Source organism: Formosa sp. Hel3_A1_48 (genome assembly GCF_001735715.1).
Taxonomy (GTDB): Bacteria; Bacteroidota; Bacteroidia; order Flavobacteriales; family Flavobacteriaceae; genus UBA3537.
Map to the genome: position 1 here is coordinate 1,492,523 of NZ_CP017259.1, position 24,082 is coordinate 1,516,604.

The 24,082-nt window shown below is 37.2% G+C and carries 19 protein-coding genes; 6 read left to right on the forward strand and 13 right to left on the reverse strand.

Going from position 1 to position 24,082, the window contains the following annotated elements; all coding sequences use genetic code 11:
• Positions 1 to 80: 80 nt before the first annotated feature.
• The gene (locus FORMA_RS06770) at positions 81 to 2,684 is read left to right on the forward strand and encodes a TonB-dependent receptor (RefSeq protein WP_069674945.1); all 2,604 of its coding nucleotides are present in this window, start codon (positions 81 to 83) and stop codon (positions 2,682 to 2,684) included.
• 105 nt (positions 2,685 to 2,789) lie between these two features.
• Complete coding sequence (locus tag FORMA_RS06775) at positions 2,790 to 3,221, forward strand: hypothetical protein (RefSeq protein ID WP_069674946.1); 432 nt, start codon at positions 2,790 to 2,792, stop codon at positions 3,219 to 3,221.
• A 3-nt stretch (positions 3,222 to 3,224) separates the two neighbouring features.
• Here the strand turns inward: FORMA_RS06775 and FORMA_RS06780 are convergent, their stop codons facing one another.
• The gene (locus tag FORMA_RS06780; protein ID WP_069674947.1) at positions 3,225 to 4,280 is read right to left on the reverse strand and encodes an endonuclease/exonuclease/phosphatase family protein; all 1,056 of its coding nucleotides are present in this window, start codon (positions 4,278 to 4,280) and stop codon (positions 3,225 to 3,227) included.
• A 127-nt stretch (positions 4,281 to 4,407) separates the two neighbouring features.
• Here FORMA_RS06780 and FORMA_RS06785 point away from each other — a divergent pair, with 127 nt between their 5' ends.
• The 3 genes from FORMA_RS06785 to FORMA_RS06795 all read left to right on the forward strand — a co-directional run bounded on the left by FORMA_RS06785 (position 4,408) and on the right by FORMA_RS06795 (position 9,057).
• Positions 4,408 to 7,164: a carboxypeptidase-like regulatory domain-containing protein gene (locus tag FORMA_RS06785; protein WP_069674948.1), complete on the forward strand. Its 2,757-nt coding sequence runs from the start codon at positions 4,408 to 4,410 to the stop codon at positions 7,162 to 7,164.
• 32 nt (positions 7,165 to 7,196) lie between these two features.
• A complete protein-coding gene (locus FORMA_RS06790; RefSeq protein WP_069674949.1) occupies positions 7,197 to 8,621 on the forward strand; it encodes a DUF5689 domain-containing protein in 1,425 nt (474 codons plus the stop codon).
• Between the two features lie 61 nt (positions 8,622 to 8,682).
• Positions 8,683 to 9,057 carry a hypothetical protein gene (locus FORMA_RS06795; RefSeq protein ID WP_069674950.1) on the forward strand — a complete coding sequence of 125 codons (375 nt, stop codon included), beginning with the start codon at positions 8,683 to 8,685 and terminating at the stop codon, positions 9,055 to 9,057.
• 54 nt (positions 9,058 to 9,111) lie between these two features.
• On the opposite strand, the gene FORMA_RS06800 is transcribed toward FORMA_RS06795, so the two are convergent.
• Genes FORMA_RS06800 through FORMA_RS06810 form a run of 3 tightly spaced genes read right to left on the reverse strand, consistent with a single transcriptional unit; the run spans position 9,112 to position 16,316 of the window.
• Complete coding sequence (locus FORMA_RS06800) at positions 9,112 to 11,022, reverse strand: OmpA family protein (RefSeq protein ID WP_069674951.1); 1,911 nt, start codon at positions 11,020 to 11,022, stop codon at positions 9,112 to 9,114.
• Between the two features lie 21 nt (positions 11,023 to 11,043).
• Positions 11,044 to 11,961 (reverse strand): PorP/SprF family type IX secretion system membrane protein, encoded by a 918-nt coding sequence (locus FORMA_RS06805; protein WP_069674952.1) that lies wholly within the window; start codon positions 11,959 to 11,961, stop codon positions 11,044 to 11,046.
• A gap of 23 nt (positions 11,962 to 11,984) precedes the next feature.
• Entirely contained in the window at positions 11,985 to 16,316 is a 4,332-nt protein-coding gene (locus tag FORMA_RS06810) for a gliding motility-associated C-terminal domain-containing protein (RefSeq protein ID WP_069674953.1), read from the reverse strand.
• 168 nt (positions 16,317 to 16,484) lie between these two features.
• Between FORMA_RS06810 and hflX the strand changes: the two genes are divergently transcribed.
• Positions 16,485 to 17,696 (forward strand): GTPase HflX, encoded by a 1,212-nt coding sequence (gene hflX, locus FORMA_RS06815; RefSeq protein WP_069674954.1) that lies wholly within the window; start codon positions 16,485 to 16,487, stop codon positions 17,694 to 17,696.
• Between the two features lie 43 nt (positions 17,697 to 17,739).
• Here hflX and FORMA_RS06820 read toward each other — a convergent pair whose 3' ends face one another.
• The 9 genes from FORMA_RS06820 to FORMA_RS06860 all read right to left on the reverse strand — a co-directional run bounded on the left by FORMA_RS06820 (position 17,740) and on the right by FORMA_RS06860 (position 24,080).
• Positions 17,740 to 18,579, reverse strand: coding sequence for a DUF3078 domain-containing protein (locus tag FORMA_RS06820; protein WP_069674955.1), 840 nt, complete (start codon positions 18,577 to 18,579; stop codon positions 17,740 to 17,742).
• A gap of 77 nt (positions 18,580 to 18,656) precedes the next feature.
• A complete protein-coding gene (locus FORMA_RS06825; RefSeq protein WP_069674956.1) occupies positions 18,657 to 19,169 on the reverse strand; it encodes a DUF2480 family protein in 513 nt (170 codons plus the stop codon).
• Between the two features lies 1 nt (position 19,170).
• The gene (locus tag FORMA_RS06830; RefSeq protein ID WP_069674957.1) at positions 19,171 to 19,497 is read right to left on the reverse strand and encodes a DUF59 domain-containing protein; all 327 of its coding nucleotides are present in this window, start codon (positions 19,495 to 19,497) and stop codon (positions 19,171 to 19,173) included.
• A complete protein-coding gene (locus FORMA_RS06835) occupies positions 19,494 to 19,919 on the reverse strand; it encodes a SufE family protein (protein WP_069674958.1) in 426 nt (141 codons plus the stop codon). Before FORMA_RS06835 ends, FORMA_RS06830 begins: the two co-directional genes overlap by 4 nt.
• 18 nt (positions 19,920 to 19,937) lie before the next feature.
• Positions 19,938 to 20,396, reverse strand: coding sequence for a hypothetical protein (locus FORMA_RS06840; protein ID WP_157506047.1), 459 nt, complete (start codon positions 20,394 to 20,396; stop codon positions 19,938 to 19,940).
• Positions 20,397 to 20,404: 8 nt separating this feature from the next.
• Positions 20,405 to 21,637: an aminotransferase class V-fold PLP-dependent enzyme gene (locus FORMA_RS06845; RefSeq protein WP_069674960.1), complete on the reverse strand. Its 1,233-nt coding sequence runs from the start codon at positions 21,635 to 21,637 to the stop codon at positions 20,405 to 20,407.
• Positions 21,637 to 22,953, reverse strand: coding sequence for a Fe-S cluster assembly protein SufD (gene sufD / locus FORMA_RS06850; RefSeq protein WP_069674961.1), 1,317 nt, complete (start codon positions 22,951 to 22,953; stop codon positions 21,637 to 21,639). The genes FORMA_RS06845 and sufD overlap by 1 nt, the downstream gene beginning before the upstream one ends.
• A gap of 15 nt (positions 22,954 to 22,968) precedes the next feature.
• On the reverse strand, positions 22,969 to 23,724 hold the full coding sequence (sufC, locus tag FORMA_RS06855) for a Fe-S cluster assembly ATPase SufC (protein ID WP_069674962.1): 756 nt from the start codon (positions 23,722 to 23,724) through the stop codon (positions 22,969 to 22,971).
• Positions 23,725 to 23,726: 2 nt separating this feature from the next.
• Positions 23,727 to 24,080 (reverse strand): hypothetical protein, encoded by a 354-nt coding sequence (locus tag FORMA_RS06860; RefSeq protein ID WP_069674963.1) that lies wholly within the window; start codon positions 24,078 to 24,080, stop codon positions 23,727 to 23,729.
• Between the last annotated feature and the right edge of the window lie 2 nt (positions 24,081 to 24,082).

The following is a 24,082-nucleotide window of genomic DNA, read 5'->3' on the forward strand; positions in this document are numbered from 1 at the left end:
TACAAATCTATTATTTTTTAATCCTGTAAAAATATTCTTATTTTTATAGTAAATCAACATAAAATCATTACACAAAAAAAATGAAAAAATTATTAATTTTAATAGTGGGATTTCTCCTTAGTGTGGCTCCTGCTTTTTCTCAAAGTGTCATTACAGGAACTGTAATGGACGCAGAGCTTAATGCACCATTATCTGGTGCAAATGTTATTGAATCAGGAACTTCAAATGGTACCATGACTGATTTCGATGGAAAGTTCTCTATCGAAACAACCGCAAATAGCGGATTGGTAGTAGTTTCTTATGTAGGGTACCAATCTATGACAGTCAGCTTTGACGGGTCTACAGATTTAGGGACATTAACTTTGGTTGCAGACAATTCACTCGGTGAAATTGTGATCGTTGGATCTGGGGTTATCGATTTAGCTGACGACAGAAAGACACCCGTAGCGGTATCTACTATTCGCTCTGCAGAAATTCAGGCACGTGCCGTAGGTAACGTAGAATTCGGAGAAGCGTTAAAGAACACACCATCTGTCTATGTATCTAACCAAGCAGGTGGATTTGGAGATAGCCAAATTTTTACGCGTGGTTTTTCTCAATCTAACACGGCTTTCCTTTTGAATGGTCAACCAATCAATGGTATGGAAGACGGTAAAATGTATTGGTCTAACTGGTCCGGTATGTCCGACGTAGCTAATGCTGTTCAAGTGCAAAGAGGTCTTGGATCCTCAAAGCTCGCAATTTCATCTGTTGGAGGTACAGTCAACATTGTATCCAAAACAACAAACAGAACAAAAGGAGGTTTCGTTCGTTTCCTAACGGGTAATGATAGTTATTTCAAAACTACAGCATCCTACGATTCTGGCTTGGATGAAAATGGATGGGCATTTTCCATTTTGATGGACCATTGGCAAGGGCACAGAAAATATGCAGTAGGAACTGCAGGTCAAGGCCAAAACTATTTTTTCTCTGTTGGATATAAAGCAAGTGAAAGAAGTACATTCAACTTTTTAGTTACTGGGGCGCCACAATGGCATGATCAAAATTTTTCAAAACGATTAGATGAATTTGAGCAATACGGCAATAAGTACAACGATAATAGCGGATTTTACAACGGAAGACGTTTCACTGAAAGACGTAATTATTACCACAAACCAATTGCCAACATTAACTGGGATTTCAATATCAATGAAACTTTAGATCTTTCTACAGTACTGTATGCCTCTTGGGGCCGTGGAGGAGGTACTGGTGGATGGGGCCGTGGAAGAATCCGTTATGACGACCCTGAATCAATAAACTCTGGTAATGGCGAAGAAATTGACTTTGATGCGATTGAAGTACAAAACACTGCAATTCCAGGTGGTATTGGTTATTCAGACAGTGATGATCCAAATTATTCTCCTGCTTACGCGCGTAGAGCTTCTGTGAACAACCATAACTGGTATGGGGTTGTATCAAACTTAAACATTGATAATGGTGGTCCATTAACTTATAACATCGGCTTTGATGGCAGAACATACACTGGAGACCACTTCAGACAATTAACACATATGTTTGGTTTGGATGCTTGGAGTGATAATGGTAATTTGATTACTCAAACATTTGATGCAAACCCTTGGGCATCTTTATCAAACTATGCTGATGAAGACCAAAGAATTGCTTATGATTATTCAGAAACAATCAATTATTTAGGTGGTTTTGCTCAAGCAGAATATGCTACCGACAACCTTTCTGCTTTCTTACAAGGATCTGTATCGACTCAGTCTTATCAAAGAGACGGGGGAAATGTTGCTGGTGATGCTGGAAAATCGGAAAAGATTAATAAATCGGGGTACAACCTAAAAGGTGGTTTAGGGTATACAAGTAACGATGACCAACATAAATTATTTGCAAATGCTGGAATTTATTCCAGACAACCTTTCTTAGATAATATTTTTGATAATGTTCGTTACAGCAACGATTTAATCAATAACGGTGATGTAGAAAATGAAGAAGTAATTGGCTTTGAAGCTGGATACCGTTTTCAGTCCGATGAATTCCGTTTAAATATTGATGCATACAGCACTGAGTGGGGAAATCGCTACCTTTCTTTCGGAGGTCAAGACGACGCAGGCGATGATGTTTTCTATAACTTCAACGACGTAACACAAATACATACTGGTATAGAATTTGACTTTCAATACAAACCAATGGCTGCAAACGGATTAGCTTTTAATGTATTTGGTTCTATTGGAGACTGGAAATATAAAGACACCACTCCTTACAGAAGATTTGATGGTGAAACCAATCAATTAGAGGAATCTGGAGAAGTTAATCTCTCTAACGTGAAAGTTGGCCAAGCACCACAGACCTCATTTGGCGTAGGTTTGGATTGGGACGCTACCGACCGCTTAACTCTTTATTCTTCATTCAATTATTTTGATGATTTTTACGGCTTTGTAGACGTAGAAGATGTTATACAAGCTGGTGTTGATGGTGAGGTCTATGAAGCAGAAAAATTAAACAGCTACGGTCTACTTGACTTGGGTCTGTCTTATGATTTCACCCTTGGTGGTAAAAACGTACTATTTAGAGCTAACGTCTATAACCTTCTCGATAAAGATTACGTAAATCAAAAAGATGCATATGGATATTTTAAAGGTAATGGAACAACATGGAACGCAAGTTTCCAATACAGATTCTAATTCACAATTTTAAATAATGCAATGAATTTAAGCCCCCACACGTGTGGGGGTTTTTTTATGGCTAGAAATCTTGTACTTTTGTAGAGAAAACTAAACTTCATTACAATGATCAAATCTGTACATTCCTATTGGGCCTATTTAGTCTTATTCGTTTTGCTTTTAGCTGTATTTAAAGCAATCTTAGGGGTAATTTCAAAGAAAGAATACGACCCAAAAACATTTCGTGTGGCTTTGTTTACACTAATTGTTTCCCATATTCAATTACTTATTGGTCTTGTTTTGTATTTTACCTCTAGCCGTTTTTCTTTGTGGGCTGATTTGGGCGTTGGCGAGGTTATGAAGACGGCTGTTCACCGACTTTACTTAGTAGAGCACCCCACTATTAATATTTTGGCGGTAGCCTTAATAACAATAGGCTATTCGAAACACAAAAAGAAAAGATTATCTGCTCCAAAATTCAAAACATTGGCAATTTTCTACACCATTGCATTGTTGCTCATACTGTCTAGGATACCGTGGGATGTATGGCCCAATTAGAAATTAGTTTACTTCTTTTATGACATGCACATATACGGGGAAATGATCGCTGTAGCCATTTGTAAATCCTCCCCAAGAAAAGCTTCGGAATGGATACCCCTTGAATTGCCCCTTTTTGGTGATTAAAAATTGTGCATTATAAATACCCGCTTTATAAAATCTGAATGATGAATAATCCTCTTCAAGCAAAGGCTTTGTAATTAGAATTTGATCAAACAAACTCCAAGCGTCTCTGTATGCATTTGAGCCAAGTCCACTTTTAAAAAAGGGCTCCATAGGGTTGTAAATTCCCTTAAAGCCAACTTTCTTTTTATTGCCTTTGGCCTTGAGTATTTTTTTTAGGCTACTGTTGTTTGGGTTATCATTTAGGTCACCCATACTAAACACCTTAGCATAAGGGTCATTACTTTGAAGCGAATCAATAAGTCGTTTATTCAAGGCGGCCGCAGCTTCACGTTTAGACCTACTTCTTGCTTCTCCTCCACTGCGTGATGGCCAGTGATTGACGATAAGGTGAATTAAATCACCTTCCAAATACCCACTGACTAAAAGTTGATCTCTAGTGTAATCCCGATCCCCATCGCTATCTCTTAATTTTAATTCATGTGAGCTTGTGCTGATTGGCACAAATAATGCCTTTTGATACATCAGTGCTACATCAATTCCGCGTTCATCAGGTGATTCGTAATGAACAATTCCATAATCTTTTTCCAGTAATGCAGGATCGTTGGCTAAATCTTCAATAACCGCTCTGTTTTCAACCTCAGAAAGGCCGATAACCGCAGGGGTATTTTTTGCCATATCTGCACCAATTCTCGCAATCACACTAGCCATATTTTCGACTTTTTTTTGATAAACTTCGGCGCGTGCTGTTTTAAGCTCCATCATTGGACTGGCTTCATCGTATTTGTTGGGGTCGTTAATAGTATCAAAAAGGTTTTCAACATTATAAAAAGCGATGGTATGTACTTTAAATTTTCGTTTGTTCTGCGCTTCTGTTTTAAGTGCGAAAAGAGCAGAAAACACGATTATTACAGCTTTGAAGTATTTGTTTAACATATGAGAAAAAATGGGTCTTTGATTTACAATTAATTATTACTTCAAAAGTATAAATTTTAAAAATAAGAAACGTACTTTTGTTTAATATATATATATACATATATACATCAACAAAATCAATCTTAATATGAAAAAACAATTTTTTAGTTTTTTGTTTGTATGTTTTAATTTATCCTTAGTATTTGCACAACAAACTGTTGTCAAGGGTATAGTGAAAGACATGCTCACAGACCAACCTATTATAGGCGTTTTGGTCAATTTTGAAGGAACTCAATTAACTACTTACACTAACGAATTGGGTGCGTTTGAGTTTTCCTCTGGCTTACCCTTAGGGGAGCAAATACTTACGCTAAGTAAAGTAGGTTACCTCAATGCGCGATACCCCATTATCGTTTCGGAGGGACAAACGTTAAGTATTCAAGACATGATGTTATCGTTAGACAACTCGGATGATGATTTATTCACTATTACACTTTCCGATGATGAACTTAATGATGACACTAGTGGCGCTGATAACATTTCTGGATTACTGTCTGCTTCTCAAGATATTTTTCAAAGAGCTGCCGCATTTGAGTTCAGTTCTTCATTTTTTCGTGTACGAGGGTTAAATTCAGAGAATGGAAACGTTTTGATGAATGGTATTGAAATGAATAAATTGTTTGATGGCAGGCCTCAGTGGAGCAACTGGGGAGGACTAAACGATGTTTTAAGAGGTCAAGAACTGAGTATGGGATTGGCGCCATCTTCATATAATTTTGGAGGTCTACTAGGGTCAACCAACATTAATTTGAGAGCATCTAGTTACAGAGCTGGAGGTAGAATTACATATTCCTCATCCAATAGAAGCTACACAAATCGTTTGATGGCAACATATGCCTCAGGAATGGTTGATGGTGGATGGGCCTATGCTTTTTCTATCGGTAGACGTTGGGGTAATGAAGGGTTTCAAGATGGAACTTTCTACGATGCCAATTCATTTTTCGCATCTGTAGAAAAGAAAATTAATGATAAACATAGTTTAAATTTTGTTGGAATTTATACGCCTAACCGCCGTGGTAAATCTTCGCCTAACACTCAAGAAGTTTTTGACCTTAAGGGGATTACTTACAATGAATACTGGGGATGGCATGATGGCGAAAAACGCAACTCTCGTGTTAGACGTATTGCAGAACCTGTACTAATGTTGAATCACTATTGGGATATTTCTGAAAAGACATCATTGAACACGAATGTTGCTTATCAATTTGGAGAACTTGGAAATAGTCGCTTGGATTATGCAGGAGGAGCCAATCCAAGTCCAGCCTACTACCAAGGGTTGCCGAGTTACTTTTTGGCGGATACTGATGGTCCAGATTATGCAGGGGCTTATTTAGCCGATCAATCCTTTAGAACTGGTGGTCAAGTCAACTGGAACCGTATTTATGATGCTAACCTAACCAATAACATCAATGGCGATTATGCCGCTTATGTATTGTATGAAGACCGTAGCGATGATGAGCAATTAACAGTCAACACTATTTTAGAATCTCAATTATCCGAACATACAACGCTTAATGCAGCGATAAACTACAAACGTCTAAAGTCACATAACTTTGCTGAAATAGTTGATATGCTAGGCAGCAATACAGGCTATCTCAATGTAGATTCTTTTGATCAAGTACAATTTGATCTGCAAAATCCAAATCAAGTTGTTGGTGAGGGTGATACCTTTCGATACAATTACAATATTGATGCGAATGTTTTAAGTAGTTTTCTTCAGGCACAGTTCAAATACAACAAAGTAGACTTCTTTTTATCGGGGAGCTATACAGCTACAGAGTATCAGCGTGAAGGGCTGTATCAAACAGAAACATATGCCGATAATTCTTTAGGTAAAGGGCGTAAACTTTCTTTTACCGGATTAGGAGCAAAGGGAGGGTTTACTTATAAATTTTCTGGTAAGCATATTTTTAATGTCAATGCAGGATATCTTTCTAAAGCGCCAACCATTAGAAATACGTTCACTAATTCTCGCGAAAATCACGCGATTGTTGGCGATAAATCAGGTATAAACATCACAGAAGAAAAAATCACCTCTTTTGACGCCAACTATATTTTCAGATCGTCAACGGTTAAAGCTAGATTGACAGGATATTATACACAAATGCAAGATGCTAATGAGGTTTCATTTTATTTTGCTGATGGTATTAGTGGAGTTGATCAAGGGACTGCTTTTGTTCAAGAAATACTTCAAGGGATAGATAAAAGCCATTTGGGAATGGAATTTGGGATTGAAGCCCAAGTCACGCCAAGTATTAAGTTGACCGGTGTTGCTTCGGTTGGTCAATTTACTTATGATAACAATCCAAATTTGGTTTTAACATCCAGTGACTTTGTTGAAGGGCTAAACTTTGGTGAAGCGCAGCTAGAGAACTATAAAATAGCAGGAGGACCTCAACAGGCAGCCTCTATTGGGTTTGAATACAGAGACCCAAATTATTGGTGGTTTGGTGCAACAACTAACTTCTTCGCCAACACCTATGTTGATGTTTCTCCATTGACTAGAACAGAAAACTTTTATTTAGACACGGATGGACTTCCTTTTTCAGATTATGATCCGAACTTGGCGAGAGAACTATTACGTCAAGAGCGATTTGAAGACTATATGGTAGTAAATGCCGTGGGCGGAAAATCTTGGAAAATAGGTGACTATTATGTTAGCTTATTTGTAAGCCTAAACAATATTTTTAATCAAAAATATAAATCTGGCGGATTTGAGCAAGGGCGAAGTGCCAATTACCAATCTTTAAAAGAAGATGCAGCCAACCCCAAGCGCGTCTTTGGACCAAAATATTGGTATGGTCGAGGCCCAACCTATTTCTTAAACCTAAATTTCAGATTCTAAAAAAACTAAAAATGAACATTAATTTTAAACTAATGAAAACAATAAACTTTAAAACAATAGCCCTATCCTTACTCACATGTTTAGCTATGGTAGGATGTATAGAGGACGACGAATTTGACGTGCCATCTAGCCTTGGTACTGAAGAGAATCAAAATCTTAATGATTTACTTTCAAGAATAGATTCTGGAGAGGTTCAATTAATCACCATAGAACAGTTGAAAGCTCAATTTGAATCGGACGACGAAGCCACAGAGATTACTTCTGAAATTGCTGTAAAAGGTTATGTGTCTTCATCCGATGCGAGCGGAAATTTTTATAAAGAATTTTTTATTCAAAATGCTTCTGAGAACCCAACTGACGCAGTAAAAATTGCATTAAACCAAGTGGACTCGTATAATCAATTTAATATTGGTCGTGAGGTTTATATTTATTTAAAAGATCTCTTTATAGGTGAAGTAAGAGGTGGCGACGGTGTGTTTACCATTGGGAGTTCTATGAATGGTGATGGTGAGGTACAAGAATTTACAGCGAACGAGGTTCCTTTGTATATCTTTCGCTCTGCAACAACAAACAACTTAGTCCCTAAAGAGGTTCCATCTTTATCAGCAAGTGATATTGGAATTTATGTAACTATTGAGTCTACAGAATTCCCTACAAGCGATGTAGGTTTACCTTTTGTATCCCCAACAGATGATTACGACACACAGCGTACTGTTCAGCGTTGTACAGGTTTCGATTATTCAACCTTCAAATTAGAAACCAGCTCATTTGCAAGTTTTAAAAATGAAGTTCTACCTGCAGGAGGTGGTTCGATCTCCGGAATTGTTTCAAAAACGTACAATGGAAGTGAATTAGTTCTTGCATTAAACTCATCAGATGATGTTCAAATGGATGGTAGCCGTTGTGAACTTCTAGACATAAACGATTTTTCACCAATTTTTGAGGATGATTTTGAATCTTATCCAAATTATAGTTCTTTAAGTGGAAATGGTTGGACTAATTATACAGAGGCGGGGAGTAGAGAATGGTTTATTAAAGTTACAAATGACTCTCAAAATTCTGGAAGTAAAATGGTTTCATTAGGATCCTATAACACAGGAGATGCTAGTACGATTGCTTGGCTGATTACTCCTGTTATTGATCTAGATGCTCAAGGAGTAGAGTTTGTGAAGTTTATTTCCTCAAACAGTTTTTCTGATGGTAGTGAATTGGAATTACTTATATCCACGGATTGGGATGGTACAGAAGCCACAATTGAGTCATCATCTTGGAGTACTCTAAATGCAAATATTGTATCTGACAGTGAATACTATCAAAACTGGGTAGATTCTGGACTTGTAGATTTGAGTTCTTTTTCTGGGAATGGGTACGTTGCTTTCAAATATATTGGTAGTGGACAGGCCTCAACAGATGGAACTTTCGAAATTGACGATTTTAAAATTTTAGTGCAAGACTAGAAAGCATTAAAATAAACTTAAAGCCTGTGGGTCTCTCACAGGCTTTTTTTTACATTTTATAATGGATTTTTTTGATTCCTTATACCTTTCTGTTTTTCAACATATAAAACAACGCAAGCCAAAGCTAGCTGTGCGATGGTCAGGTTTGTATGTTTCTATAGTTCAAATAGCTTTGAGCCTTGTTTTAGGTATATTTTTCATAAAGTTTGCAATGCAAATGAAACTCAATGTTTTAGACGATACAAGTTTATGGATTGTATCCATAGGCATTGTTGGTTTTATCTTATTTAAAAACTGGATGAGTTATAATGGAAAAAAGCGCGCGGTTCTCATGTCAAAACGCTTAAAACGTTCCAAAACACACTCTATTTTGCTTTTGATCCTTATTCCGATTTCTCTTTTCTCTTTAGCTTTTATTTTGTCTAAGGCTGCATAAAAAAACCCCCACTAATAAAGTGGAGGTCTTTTCAAATTTGAATTTATCTATTAACTATTCGTTGTTTGGATTACCTTCAAGAATAATAAATTCTGAACGTCTATTCATTTGATGTTCGTCCTCGTTACACCCACCTCCACAATCATTTACTGGGGTAGTCTCGCCCATACCAACACCTGTAATCCTATCTGCTGTAATGCCTTTAGAAACTACATATTGTGCTGTAGTTAGTGCGCGCTTTTCTGATAAACCTTGATTGTAGGACGCGCTACCTCTAGAATCTGTATGCGATTCTGCTCGAATAACGATAGATTCGTATTTATTCATGAGTTGTACCAATTTGTCCAGCTCAAAAGCAGCTTGAGCTGTGATATTCGATTTATCAAAATCAAAATAAATTGGATTTAGTATGACTTTATTTGCAAGTATAATTTCGTCAATAGGATCCAACAGAATTTCTGTTGAAACTTCTTCTTCGCTTGTGCCTTCAATAGTTCCTGAAGCACTTTCATATTCTTCCATTGAAGCTGTTAGGTAAAGCGCTGTTTCACATTCGATAATGTAACTCACTTCACCCTTTTCTGATGTAATTTTTGTCCCTATCACATTGCCTTCAGTGTCAGTAACATTAACAGTTGCTCCAGCCAGTACAAGACCACTTTCGCTGTCTTTAACAGTCACATTAACCAAAACGTCACAGATAGGCTGCAATACTTTTACAGTATAAATATCATCACTTCCTGCACCACCTTCGCGATTAGAGGACACAAACCCTTCTCCGGATTCATTATTTATGGTGAATGCAAAATCATCTGCATTTCCATTTACAGGAATACCTACATTACGTATAGGCCCCACTTTTCCATCAACCAATTTAGCAAAAAACACATCCATACCACCAAGGCCTAAGTGGCCATCAGAGGAAAAGTAAAGTGTGTTATCTGCGCTTACAAAAGGAAACATTTCTTGACCTTCAGTGTTTAGTTTTTGACCTAAATTGGTGGCTTCACCTATGCTACCATCGCCATTGAATGGTGCTGAATATATATCAAATTGTCCCATTCCTCCGGCCATATCCGATGCGAAAAATAAGGTCTTTCCATCTGGGCTAACAGCTGGGTTTTTTACGGAGTAGTTTTTTGAATTTAAAGAAAGCGCTTCTCCCTCAGACCAACTTCCTAATTCTTTTGTTGATTTATAAAGATTGAGCACACTGAATTTATTTCTAGACAGTGAATCTCTTTCAAAAATATTGTCATAATAGCTTTCTCTAGAGAAATATAAAGTATTTCCGTCAGGAGAGAAAGAAACTACTCCCTCATGGTATTTAGTATTTAGTGTATTGACTGCAGTTGGAGCTTGGAAAGACCCATCCTTGTTTTTATTTGCCGCATAAATATCTAAAAAAGGCTCTTCGTTCCATCCGTAGCTCTTACCCTCTTCATTTCTAGCGGTAGCGATGTACAATTTGCCGTCTTGTAGCGTACCTCCAAAATCTGAATAAGCAGAGTTGACACCCGCGTCTTGAACATTGAATTTTTTACCTTTTTCAAGGATTTTTGGCAAATAGTTTGGGTTATTAACAAAAGCAATTGCTCTGTGGTCTGCAGGGCGCATAGAAGCAAATTTTACCATCTGCGTGTTAGACTCCTCGTATTTACCATTGGCTTTTAGCATTTGTGCATACTTGTAAATCTTTTCTGGAGCTTCAGAAGATTTAAGTGTTTTTGCGTACCATTTTTCTGCTTCAACAGTATTGAAAACATTATAATAAGCATCTGCAAGTTTTCCGTAAATATAGGCATTGGCTTCACCCTTCGCGATCAGTGCTTCATAAGCCTTTGCCGCATCAACAAATTCAAACTTTGAAAAGAGTTTGTCTGCTTTTTTAGTAGCTTTTGATTGTGCATTGGCAAATAAACCAGTGACTAATATGATAATTAAAATTGAACTGTATTTTTTCATGATAATGTACTTAGCTTAAATTTAGAAATAACGAGGTGATCGAGAAACTTTTGAAGAAAATCTGAAATCAAAATTTATGAATATTTCGTGGGATGAATTTGTTACAATATCCAAATCCGATCGGATAGCATCGTAAGCATATCCAACACGAAGGTTTTCCATAACTTGAAAGTTAATCATACCACTAAATGAATCTTCAAGTCGATATCCAACTCCGACTTCAATTAAATCATACATAAATAAATTAGCATTGATATCATAACTCATTGGTGCATCAAATGCATATTTCAATAAAGCATGTGGCTTAAGTTTAAAATTTTCTGACAGGTCAAAAACGTAACCAGCAGCAGCAAACATATGCTCTGATTCTGAACCAATTTTAGTTCCATTGGCATCTAAATGTACCCCGTTGAGAATATTTGGCACAGAAACAGAGACGTAATATTTGTTTGGTTTGTAAAAATATACACCCGCTCCTATATTTGGCGTTGTTTCATTAATGGCGCTTGCAAAAAACGGATCTCCCATATCAACTAGGTTAATTTGTGTTTCTGCAATCCCAATATCGTGAAACGTAAACCCTCCTTTTACTCCGAAAGCAAGGCGTGTTTCCATTCCCGTAGGAATTGTGTAGGAAACATCTACATAGGCATTGGTTTCTTGTACTGGGCCAATTTGGTCTGAAATTACAGAAAGCCCCATTGCTAATTGTTTTCCAATAGGTGAATGAATATTAAACGTATAAGTCTCTGGTCCGCCATCTAGACCCACCCATTGACTACGATATAGCGCGCCGATGGATAGACCTTCAGAAATTCCAGCATATGCTGGGTTTATAATATTCATATTGTACATGTATTGCGTATACTGAGGATCCTGCTGAGCAGAAACCTGCTGTGCAATAAGTACGGTTAAAAATATTAGAATTAATTTTTTCATTTTTATTTTGTTAGTTGTTTAGGTTAGTAATTTAGATAAATCCAGCTGATTGTTGGTTCGCGACCAGAAGCATATTGAATGACATAGAAATAGGTCCCTACAGGCAATAATTCGTCTGAAGACCCACTGCTTGCGTCCTGACCACACCAATGGTCAACATAGTCATTAAGTTCAAAGACCTTAACGCCATATCTATTGTAAATTTCAGCTTTCACAATATCTTCCTGCTCTTCTAAATGGTCAAGAACCAAACAGTCATTGAGGCCATCTCCATTGGGTGATATACCTTGGGGTATATCTACACAATTTTGATTTTGGAAGTAATTTACATTAATCATTGTTTCCGAAGCACAGCTTGTAGTTAAATTCGTTACTATTACAACAACAGGGTCATTTGTCAAATCTTCACCATGAATAAAACTTCCACTAGTGTCTTCTGCGATGAGCTCATTATCAACGTACCATGCGTAGTTGTACTCGGATGTCATTTCAGGGTCGTTAATGATATTAACGCTGAGTTCAACTTCGCCATTAATACATTTATTAAATGACGTGTCCTGTTCTAATTCAGGAACAATCCCTGGTAAAACATTGATTACGGTGCTTGCGTAACAGGCTGTTTCTTCATTATAAGCAGTGACAAGATATTCCCCATATGCTTGAGCTCCTTCTGCGAACATAAATGTATTTTCAGGGCCAGATTGAATATCCACGTTATCATAAGTCCAATAATAAACAATATCTGGTGATTGTGCCGAAGCATCAATATTAACTTCTAGTACAGCTTCTTCTCCTGCACAGATAAATACGTCGTTTTCTACAGCAATAGGAATTGGGGTGGGTGTGATTTCAACAAGCACGGTATCGGTTACCGTTGCGGTCTCACCATTACACAAGTTGTATGTTACCGCAGCTGTATATGTGGTAGTTTCTTCAGGGTAAACAGTGATGGTATCCTCAGTCCCAACAAGAGTATCTCCATCGTACCATTCAAACACATAGTCAGCCTCTCCAACTGATGGAGAAAAGCGCCAAGACTCGTTTGATGCTTCCCAGACACTTGTATTTCTATCTTCTGGTGTAAATGCAATGGTGTCATTAATATTTTGAATACCTACTACGGCAAGCCCATCATTCCATTCTGTACAGATTGGCTTGTCTATAATATTTACATCTATAAAATTTGAGGATTCATAAAGAATAATCTGAGATGTAGAGGTGTAATCTGAACAGCTGAAGCCAAAATGGCAGACATCAATATAATTAACTACAAATTGTCGTGCAGGAGCACTTCCTAAAACCATATAATTAATCTCACCACAATCTGAAGGGTCAATGTCGTGACCAACACCAAATATATTAGCTTCAGAAATTGTTGTGTTAGAACTGTTTGGGAGTTGATCAGGAGTTGAACTTCCAAATCCTTGTAAATCCCATCCATTTCCAGTTTCAGCATTTTCAAACTCAAAAGATAAAACACCATTTGAACCAATCAGTATTTGGCTGTAGGTTTCTCCAAAGAAACAAAAGTCAAAACCAAGGTCAATAGCTTCTGACCAAATGTCATCCGTATCAATACTTGTGGGCGTTCCACCTTCTAATATTGGCGCTGGGCATTCATCTAGTAAAGTGACATCATAAGATGTGGTATCCTGGCCAACTATATGGTAGGACGCTGTTAGTACCGTAGCAGGATCATTATCACTACAAAATGTTGTGTCTTCTCCAGCATAAACAATCGAGCATTCGTTTGGTGGTGGTGGACACAAAAATGTGAGTGGATCACTTTCCAAAAGACAGCTTGTATCGTCTGTGTTTAATACAGAAATGACCACTTGGGTATTGGCAACATATGGACCAAAAGTCACCACACTTGTAGCTGTTGCTGTTTGAGTCGCACTTCCTTGATTATCAGTCAATTCAAGATTTGATGAACTTCCCATGTCTGTAATGTTGGCTTCAACATAAAATTCTTGATTGGGTTCGCAACTGCCTACTATATCGAATTCAACGGTTTGCGTAATGCACGTTTTACAAGATACATCAAAATCCCATGGAGTATAGCCAAAAGATGACTGACAACTTCCAGAACCATCTGAATCGACTTCAATGTAAACTGCTGTAGATGTTGATTCTACAACTAAGTCTGTAAAATCTTCAATGTCTGCATCGTTATTATTGAATAGAACGGGAGATGTATTATCTGGGCCATCATAAATCGTAAGATCATCCCAGAATCCTTCAATGGTTCCAGCATTAAATGTTATTTCTAAAGGAAAACCGTCAGTGGATGTAAATAACCAGAATGTTGAGTCATTGTTGGTGTAACAATATTGAATATTTACTGCTTGGCCTGAAGCACAATCCACTGTATAATTAGTTTGTTGCGTCGTGGTAAAGGTTTCTGGTCCTGACCAAATAGAATAGCCGTCTTCCGTTCCACAATATGCACGAACATATACATCATAAGTTGTTAGAAAATCTAAATCAGTAAACGTTGTGGAGTTGACTGCTGTAAAGACACCAGCTGCAGTTGGAGCGGGATCTCCATTAGGCACAATCACATATTCCCATGATTCATTGCCATTTTGTGTTTCCCAGTCAAAATCTGCAGTAGTTCCACTAATGTTAGATATGGTAAGCTCTGTAGGCGCCAAACATGTTGGAGGTGGACCACAAGTAATTAAAATTTCATAACCATCACTTGTTACAGAAGAATCACTGTCAAACACAAAAGTCAGTGCTCCAGAAACGTCTGTAGAAGTTATTGGGTCAGGGATAGTGGTTCCAGCATATGTACCTACAACTTCAGAACTAGTATTTGGGCCATTGTATACGGTCATGTCGTCACAGCAACCTTCTGTATCAAAACTTAGGAAAGTAAACGTCACAACATCTCCTGTGTTTTCTGGGAAAACAGTAACGGTTATTAATTCATTATTCCCGTAGTTGCCGTCATTTCCACCAGCATCTGTTATAATGTCCCCACAGGCAGGGCCAGTTGAAAAGCTTGAAGATACCCATCCGCTTACTGAACCATCATCACATAAAGCTCTTAGATAGAAATCATAACTTGTGTTGCTGTTTAATCCATTAATACTAAGTGGATTAGTTGTTGTGTTGGTACCTGTCTCATTTGGAGTTGTACCCGATGGAACAACTTGCCAATCCCATGAGGTTTCACTGCCCGCACTCCACGAAACATCAGCAGAGGACGCTGTTATGTTTGTAAGCGATAAATTACTTGGCGCTTGGCATTGTGGCTCTAAATAAGTCACGCTTAAATTCAAGCACATCGTAATACTGTCTGTCCAGTTATCAGTATCGTTAGAAACAAGCGTCAATGATGTAAATCCAGTGAGGTCAATTCCTGCCATTTCTGCATTACATCCTGTTATTGAAACTCCATCGGACACCCCTCCAACTACGGTTAATGTCGCATTGTACCAAGTTGGACAAAAACTTCCCATTGTCATTGAGGCGATTGTAATTGATGTAATGGGTTCTCCTTCATTTACTGTAAGATCGTCTGGAGTTAAATTTATAGTAGTCCCACCAGCGTCAGTTCCAGAGGCACAAACCTCTTCTTCAGCGTCTAAGGTTGCCACCGCCCAAGAGATTTCTAGCTCCAGACACATCGTAATATTGTCTGACCAGTTATCAGTATCGTTAGAAACAAGGGTCAGTGATGTAAATCCAGTAAGATCAATTCCTGTCATATCGTCGTTACATCCTGTTATTGAAACTCCATCGGAGACCCCTCCTACAACAGTCAATGTCGCATTGTACCAAGTTGGACAAAAACTTCCCATTGTCATTGAAGTAATAGAAACTGAACTAATTTGATTTTCACCATTGACTGTAAAGTCAATTGGTGTTAGATTTAAACTAGTTCCACCAGCATCAGTTCCTGAAGCACAAAATTGTTCAGAGTCAGCGAGGTTTGGATTACTCCATGTTGGCTGCCAAGATACTTCTAAATCCAGACACATTGTAATACTATCTGTCCAGTTATCGGTATCGTTAGAAACAAGGGTCAATGATGTAAATCCAGTCAGGTCAATTCCTGCCATATCTGCATTACATCCTGTTATTGAAACTCCATCGGAGACCCCTCCAACTACGGTTAATGTCGCATTGTACCAAGCTGGACAAAAACTTCCCATTGTCATTGAGGCGATTGTAATTGATGTCGTAGGATAACTATCGTTTACAGAAATATCGGTTTGGGTTATGCTTAAAGTCGTTCCACCTGCATCAGTCCCTGTTGCGCAAAATTGTTCAACTTCAGTGTTAACAGCATAAGAAAAGATAGAGAATAATATGCACATCAGTGCGGTAGTAATATTTTTCATCTTGTAAATTGGTTAATTTGAAGTTTGAATTTAACAAAATCATAACACATTAACTTGTTTTTAAATGTGTAAATAGATAAAAGGTTAATAAAAGCCGACCAAAAGCATAATTATTGATTAAAACTTTATCTTTCCTTCTATTTATTAATGTGTAATTTTGCATTCATTATGATTGAGAAAAAAGACAGTAATTTGGAGTCAGCAGTGCTTGTTGGGGTAATTACCAAGACCCAAAATGAAGAACAATCCAAAGAATATTTAGATGAGTTGGCGTTTTTGACCTACACTGCTGGAGGTGAAGTTGTTAAGCGTTTTACACAAAAAATGGACATGCCCAACCCAAAAACATTTATTGGCTCCGGCAAAATGAAAGACTTGGAAGAATTCATTAAAGAAAATAAAATTGGAACTGCTATTTTTGATGATGAACTTTCTGCAGCTCAAGAGCGAAATATCAGCAAAATCTTAAATTGTAAAGTTTTAGACCGCACCAATCTCATTCTCGATATTTTTGCCCAACGCGCGCAAACCAGCTATGCTAGAACTCAAGTAGAATTGGCCCAATGCCAATACTTGTTACCACGACTTAAAGGCATGTGGACACACCTTGAGCGTCAAAAAGGGGGGATCGGAATGCGTGGACCAGGGGAAACTGAAATTGAAACAGATCGACGAATCGTTAGAGAAAAAATAGCTCTTCTTAAGGCTAAAATCAAAAAAATTGACAAGCAAATGTCCGTTCAGCGTGGCAATCGTGGGGCTTTGGTGCGTGTCGCTTTGGTGGGCTATACCAACGTTGGAAAATCTACGTTGATGAATGTCATCAGCAAATCGGATGTTTTTGCTGAAAATAAATTATTTGCAACCCTAGATACTACAGTACGCAAAGTTGTAGTAAAAAACTTGCCATTTTTGATGAGTGATACTGTAGGATTTATACGGAAACTTCCAACACAATTGGTTGATTCTTTTAAAAGTACTTTAGATGAAGTGCGGGAGTCAGATTTATTATTGCACGTTGTAGATATCTCTCATCCCAGTTTTGAAGAGCACATAGAATCGGTCAATAAAATATTGGAGGAAATTCATGCTTTGGATAAGCCCACGCTTATGGTATTTAATAAAATTGATGCATATACCCCTGAGCCTTTTGATGAAACCGACCTCATGAATCCAAGGACAAAAGCGCATTATTCGCTACAGGAGTGGAAAGCTACATGGATGTCTAAAATTGGTGATCATTCGCTATTTATTTCGGCCTTAAATAAAGAAAATCTTGAAGATTTTCGTAAACGTGTTTACGTTGAGGTGCGTAAAATTCATATTCAACGTTTTCCTTACAACCATTTCTTATATCCTGACTATGAAGATAATGAATAAAAAAAGCACCATTTGGTGCTTTTTTTTCTTAAATCAATAGGTCTTAAAAATCATAGTTAACACCAATACCAAAGACTTGACGTGTTTGCAGACCTCTAAACGCATTGTCGTCATATATAGTTTGGATAGAGAAGTTGGCCGAAATGTATTTATTTACAGTCATGATTAAATTCATGCTGTAATCCAAATCGATGTTTCTAGCTTCGATAAGATAGTTAGAAAATAGATTCAAAATATTTTCCATGCTTATATTTTTCATCAAATTGAGTTTATAATAAGCACTAATTGAGGCTCCTAGTTCGTAACGGGTACTCTTCCCTTCTTCAACGCCAAAATACTTTTCGTTGGGCAGGGTTAAGCTCTTATCTACAATAATAAATCGGCTTGTGGCTGGTGCAAAATTGATCTTAAGGTTATCGCTTTTTTTCCAAAATAGTCCTGGTCCAAATTGTATGTATGCTGGAGATAAAAATGTTGTTGGTCCTTTTGTGTCTTTGTCTAGGTCGTCAGCGAATTGTGTTTTAAAATTCAAAAAGAAAGAATAATGCCATAAGTTCTTTGCTTTTTTCCCAAGGATAGAGTTCCATTCTAAAAGGTCACTAGACTTTTGGACCTCTTGGCCCTTAATTTTAGTAATGCCGAAATTAGCAATCAATTTATTGTCCCAGGTCCAATGTTCTTTTAGGTAGTTAAAATCGTAATTAAGACCAAGTGTTCCAGAGATATTATCGACGCCGCCTGCAATCCAATTGTTAAATGAGGATTGGTTGGCTAAAAAGGTAATTACCCCTTTTTTGGTCCAATTTGATTGAATTTGATCAGTGTTTTGTGCATAGCTAGAGCTAAGCTGAACGCTCAGCGCTAAGAGTAGGATTTTTTTCATTTGATTTTCAGATTTAGGGTGTATTATAATACAAAGATATTATTATACTTGAGTTCTCAAATAATATTCAGGCGAAATTATATTTTTTTCCTCTTGGTGAGTGGTACTGAAGAGCAGGCTTCTCCATACATAATGGATTTTGCGATTGGTTGCAACTTTTGAATAAGCATCAAGTATGCATTTTGGGGTACAGGTTTATTTGTACAGCCCTTTATAATGACAGGTTTGTCTGTGCAATAATCTAAGTCCAAATTGTTAATTATTGCAGCGTAAATTATGGATTCTAGCTGCTCCATAGACCCGACAATAACTGTCTTTGCAATGCCACTAAGATGCGTTTGGATGAGCATATAGGCCCATGTAGGGACAATTGCGTCAGAACTACAATGCAGGGCAATATGGTGGTTTTTGTACTGCTGCCAATCGAATTTTTTTAGCGTTTCCCTAAATTCTTTTTCTTTCAAAACAAGCTCTTGAAATAACCAATACTTAATATCTATAAGGCTACGTTTCTCTGTTGTGTAGAATGTTTCTAGGTCAATTGAAACTAAATTGCTTTTCGCTACGCGATTTATAATTTCGTCTGCCATTCTAAAGCATTCCAAGTTCAAGTTTTGCTTCGTCGCTCATCAAATCTTGTGTCCACGGTGGATCAAAAGTGATTTCGACTTCTGCATTTTTCACCTCGTCAAGAGACTTTACTTTTTCTTCAACTTCCAAGGGAAGTGTTTCTGCAACAGGGCAATTTGGTGTTGTAAGCGTCATTAGGATTTTAACCTCATAATCTTCATTCACAAAAACGTCATAGATGAGACCTAGCTCATAAATATCTACAGGAATTTCTGGATCGAATATGGTTTTTAGAACGCGGACAATTTTTTCGCCTAAAGCATTAACATCTATAGTTGATTCACTCATGATTGTTGTTGTGTTTGGTATGCAATAGCATACATTTTTATTTGTTTGATCATACTTACCAACCCATTAGCGCGAGTTGGCGAGAGGTGTTCTTTAAGGCCAATTTTGTCAATAAAATTAGTATTGGCTTCTAAAATTGATTGTGGAGTTTGTTGTGTAAATACACGGATCAAAATCGCCACTATTCCCTTTGTAATGATCGCATCACTATCTGCTGTAAAAATAACTTTATCTTGCTCAAATTCAGCGTGAAGCCATACTTTACTCTGACACCCTTTGATGATGTTGTTGTCCGTTTTGTGTTTTGGATCGATAAGAGGCAAAGATTTACCTAGTTCAATCATATACTCATAGCGTTCCATCCAATCTTCAAACATGGAAAACTCATCTACTATTTCTTCTTGAATTATTTTTATACTCATAATGCAAAAATACGATTCTTATTTTTGAATTGCATCGTCTTCGCTCATGTACAATAAATGGGTCACCAAAGCTTTGATTTGATCAGGAGGATTTCCATGATCAAAACTACGTGACCTGAAAGTTGAGGTGTTGATCTTGATGGTCAATTCGCCATGCTGAATTTGATCTGTATGCCGATCGTTTGAAGGGGCTTCTAGATTTTCGAATTCTTTGAAATCAATTTTATTCAAAAGGTCAAGTGCTTTTGCCCAATCTATTGGCACCACTTCTCTGTATGTAAATTTGCTTTTAGCATAGTCAAGAAAAGTTTTAACTTTATTTTGCTGGACATGATATTCTCTATAGAATCCACGGGTGTAGTATTTATACACCATCACTACTTTTCGATTATCATTGTTGCTCTGTTTGTCTAATTTATTCGACACACATTGGGTTGATAAGATAGTAACACAGAAAAAAGTAATTAGAAATTTCATATTTTAAATTAACTCAGCATACGTTGGGCTTTTTTTAGAGCTGCAACCAACAGATCTATCTCTTCTTTTGTGTTGTAGAAAGCAAAAGACGCGCGCGCAGTTCCTGAGATACCGTAAAAATCCATAATTGGTTGTGCGCAATGTTGGCCGGTTCTGATGGCAATACCTAATTTGTCTATAATAGTGCCTAGATCGTAAGCATGAACACCCTCAATATTGAACGAGATAACAGATGTTTTGTTGCTTGAGGTGCCATAAATCTTTAAGCCCTCAATTTCCAGCAGCTTAGTGGTGGCGTAGGCTAAAAGCTCATTTTCATAGGCCGCTATGTGTTCGAATCCAATAGAATTCATATAATCTATAGCAGCTCCAAAAGCTATCCCACCACAAATATTTGGTGTTCCAGCCTCAAATTTATGTGGTAAATCCGCATAAGTTGTCTTGTCGAAAGTAACCTCGGAAATCATTTCACCACCACCCTGGTATGGAGGTAGTTTTTTTAACCACTCTTCTTTGGCATATAACATTCCTACACCAGTTGGGCCACACATTTTATGGGCCGATGTGACGTAGAAATCAACATCCAACTCTTGTACATCGGACTTAATGTGTGGGCAAGCTTGTGCGCCATCTACAAGTACAGCTGCACCTACACTGTGGGCTTTTGTAATAATTTTTTTGATGGGGTTGATGGTGCCTAAAGCATTTGAAATATGATTCGTAAAAATTAATTTAGGTTTTAATTTTAGGAGGGTCTCAAATTCATCCATGTCTAGCTCCCCTTCTTGAGTCATTGGAATTACTTTAAGTAGTGCTCCTGTTTTTTCACAAAGCATTTGCCATGGAACAATATTACTGTGGTGTTCAAGAGCAGAAACCAATACGACATCATTTTTTTTAAGGATAGATCTGAAGCCACTGGCAACAAGATTAATGCTGTGTGTTGTTCCCGACGTGAAAATGATTTCGTGTGCGTGTTTAGCATTAAAATGTTTCTGTATGGTTTGCCTCGATTCTTCATATTTATCTGTAGCTTCCTGACTGAGTTGGTGTACACCGCGGTGAATATTAGCATTGTATAAGCTGTAATAATCAACAATTACATCAATCACCTGCTTTGGGGTTTGTGCAGTTGCAGCATTGTCAAAATAAACCAAAGACTTCCCATTGATTTTCCGGTTTAATATGGGAAAATCTTTTCGAATTTCGTGGACATTTAAATAAGTATTCTGATTTTTCATTACAAATCAAATCCAATATTAACACCAAGTTTTTGTGCGATCAATTTATTAATTCGATTTTTGAGCTGTGGAATTTTAACGCTTTCTAGAACATTGTTAGCGAATGCATACATCAGCAATGCTTTTGCTTCCTTTTCTGGAATACCGCGCGCACGCAGGTAAAACATGGCATTTTCATCCAATTGACCTATGGTACAACCGTGAGAACATTTTACATCATCTGCAAATATTTCAAGTTGTGGTTTTGTGTTTATAGTCGCTTTATCATTGACCAATAAATTATTGTTCGCTTGGAAGGCGTTTGTTTTTTGAGCTTCCTTTTCAACGACAACTTTACCATTAAAAATACCAACAGCACTATCGCCAAAAATCCCTTTGTAATCTTGATGACTTTCACAATTAGGTTCTATATGATGCACGAGCGTGTTGTGGTCTACATGTTGTTTGTTACCAATGATTGTAACTCCTTTTAATGTGGAATCAATGCGCTGTCCTTTTTGATAAAAGTTCAGGTTATTTCTCGTGAGCTTTCCTCCAAAACTAAAGGTGTGAACGGCAACATTACTTTCTTTATGTTGTTCAATGAATGTATTGTCTATAAGTGACGCTTCAGATTTATCGTTTTGTACTTTGTAGTAATCAATAACAGCTCGTTTACCTGCAAAAATTTCTGTCACACTATTTGTTAGAGTTGGATTTTCACTTAAACTTTGGTGGCGCTCGATGATTTGTACATGCGCATTTTCATCAACCACGATTAAGTTTCTGGGCTGCAATAACATAGCTGTCTCCTTTCCTGTAGAAAAATGTATGATTTGAATCGGCCGATCAGAAAGTTTATTCCTTTTGATATGAATGTAAGCTCCTTCGTGGCAAAAGGCAGTGTTTAGCGCATTTAATCCGTTTTTTTCAGCAATTTTATTGAAATAGTTTTCAATTACTGCTTGATATTTTGACTTGTTCAATGCAGAAGACATGAGGCAAACGTCAATGGCTTCGTGGGTAGTTTTAGATAAATGTGAAGCATATTGTCCATCCACGAAGACAATTTTGTAACTATCGATATCTTGTATCAAATAGGGCTGTACATCTTTGTATTCAATTGTATTTTCGGTGTTTGCAAAAACACTAAAGTCTTCCTTAAGGACTTTAGTTAACGAAGTATACTTCCAGTCCTCATTTTTTTTAGTTGGAAAACCTTCATTTTCAAAAACTTTAATCGCCTCACCTCTTAAGTTAGCCATTAAGTTGCTTTCCATTGAAATTTGATTTTCAAAGGCAATAAAGGAAGACAATAATTTTTCTTTTAGGCTCATAAAACCGTCAATTATTTAGCGTTGATTCACTTCTTTTTTGATCCAATCATAACCTTTTTCTTCAAGTTCAAAGGCCAGTTCTTTACCCCCAGACTTCACAATTTTTCCATCGTAAAGAACATGAACAAAATCAGGAACAATATAATCTAATAGGCGCTGGTAATGTGTGATCACTAATACAGCATTGTCCTTGGTTTTTAATTTGTTGACGCCATTGGCTACAATTCTTAATGCATCAATGTCAAGGCCAGAATCCGTTTCGTCCAAAATAGCTAGTTTTGGTTCCAACATTGCCATTTGAAATATTTCATTTCTTTTTTTCTCACCCCCAGAAAAACCCTCATTGAGTGAGCGCGAAAGAAATTTGCGATCAATTTCTAAAAGTTCTGATTTTTCACGGATACGTTTCAGCATTTCGCTAGCGGGCATATCTTCTAAGCCTTTTGCTTTACGTGTTTCGTTAAGAGCTGTTTTAATAAAATTTGTAACTGTAACTCCAGGAATCTCAACAGGATATTGAAACGACAAAAACACCCCTTGGTGTGCACGCTCTTCAACGCTCAATTCACCAATGTCCTTACCGTCGAAAAGAATTGATCCTTGCTGGATTTCATATTCTTCTTTACCCGCAATAACCGAAGCAAGTGTACTTTTTCCAGAGCCATTGGGCCCCATTATGGCGTGTACCTCACCGGCTTTAATATCTAAATTAATTCCTTTTAGAATAGATTTTTCGTCTATTTGTGCATGTATGTTTTTTATTTCTAGCATAGTTAATTTGTTCCTAGAATTAGCGTATTATTAGGTTTTTCATCTGCTTTAACAGATATGATTTTTTTGATATCAAATTTCTTTTCCCACAGGATTTTTTCATGTTTTTCAGTAGAAATAATCCCTTTGAGTTCTACGTAAATCATTTCTGAGTCAGTTGCTTGAAGTTGTGCCGCTCGCTTGTTGAGCTCAAGTGCTTTTTCGCTCATGTAAACCCCATATATTTCGTGATCTGTCTGCAACACAGCGGCATCATCAAAGAACAGATATCCCCCTTTAATGGTTGTAAGCTTTTCGGAAGAATTTACACATCCAAAATTGATTATAAACAGAAATATAAAGCTGATTTTTTTCATGA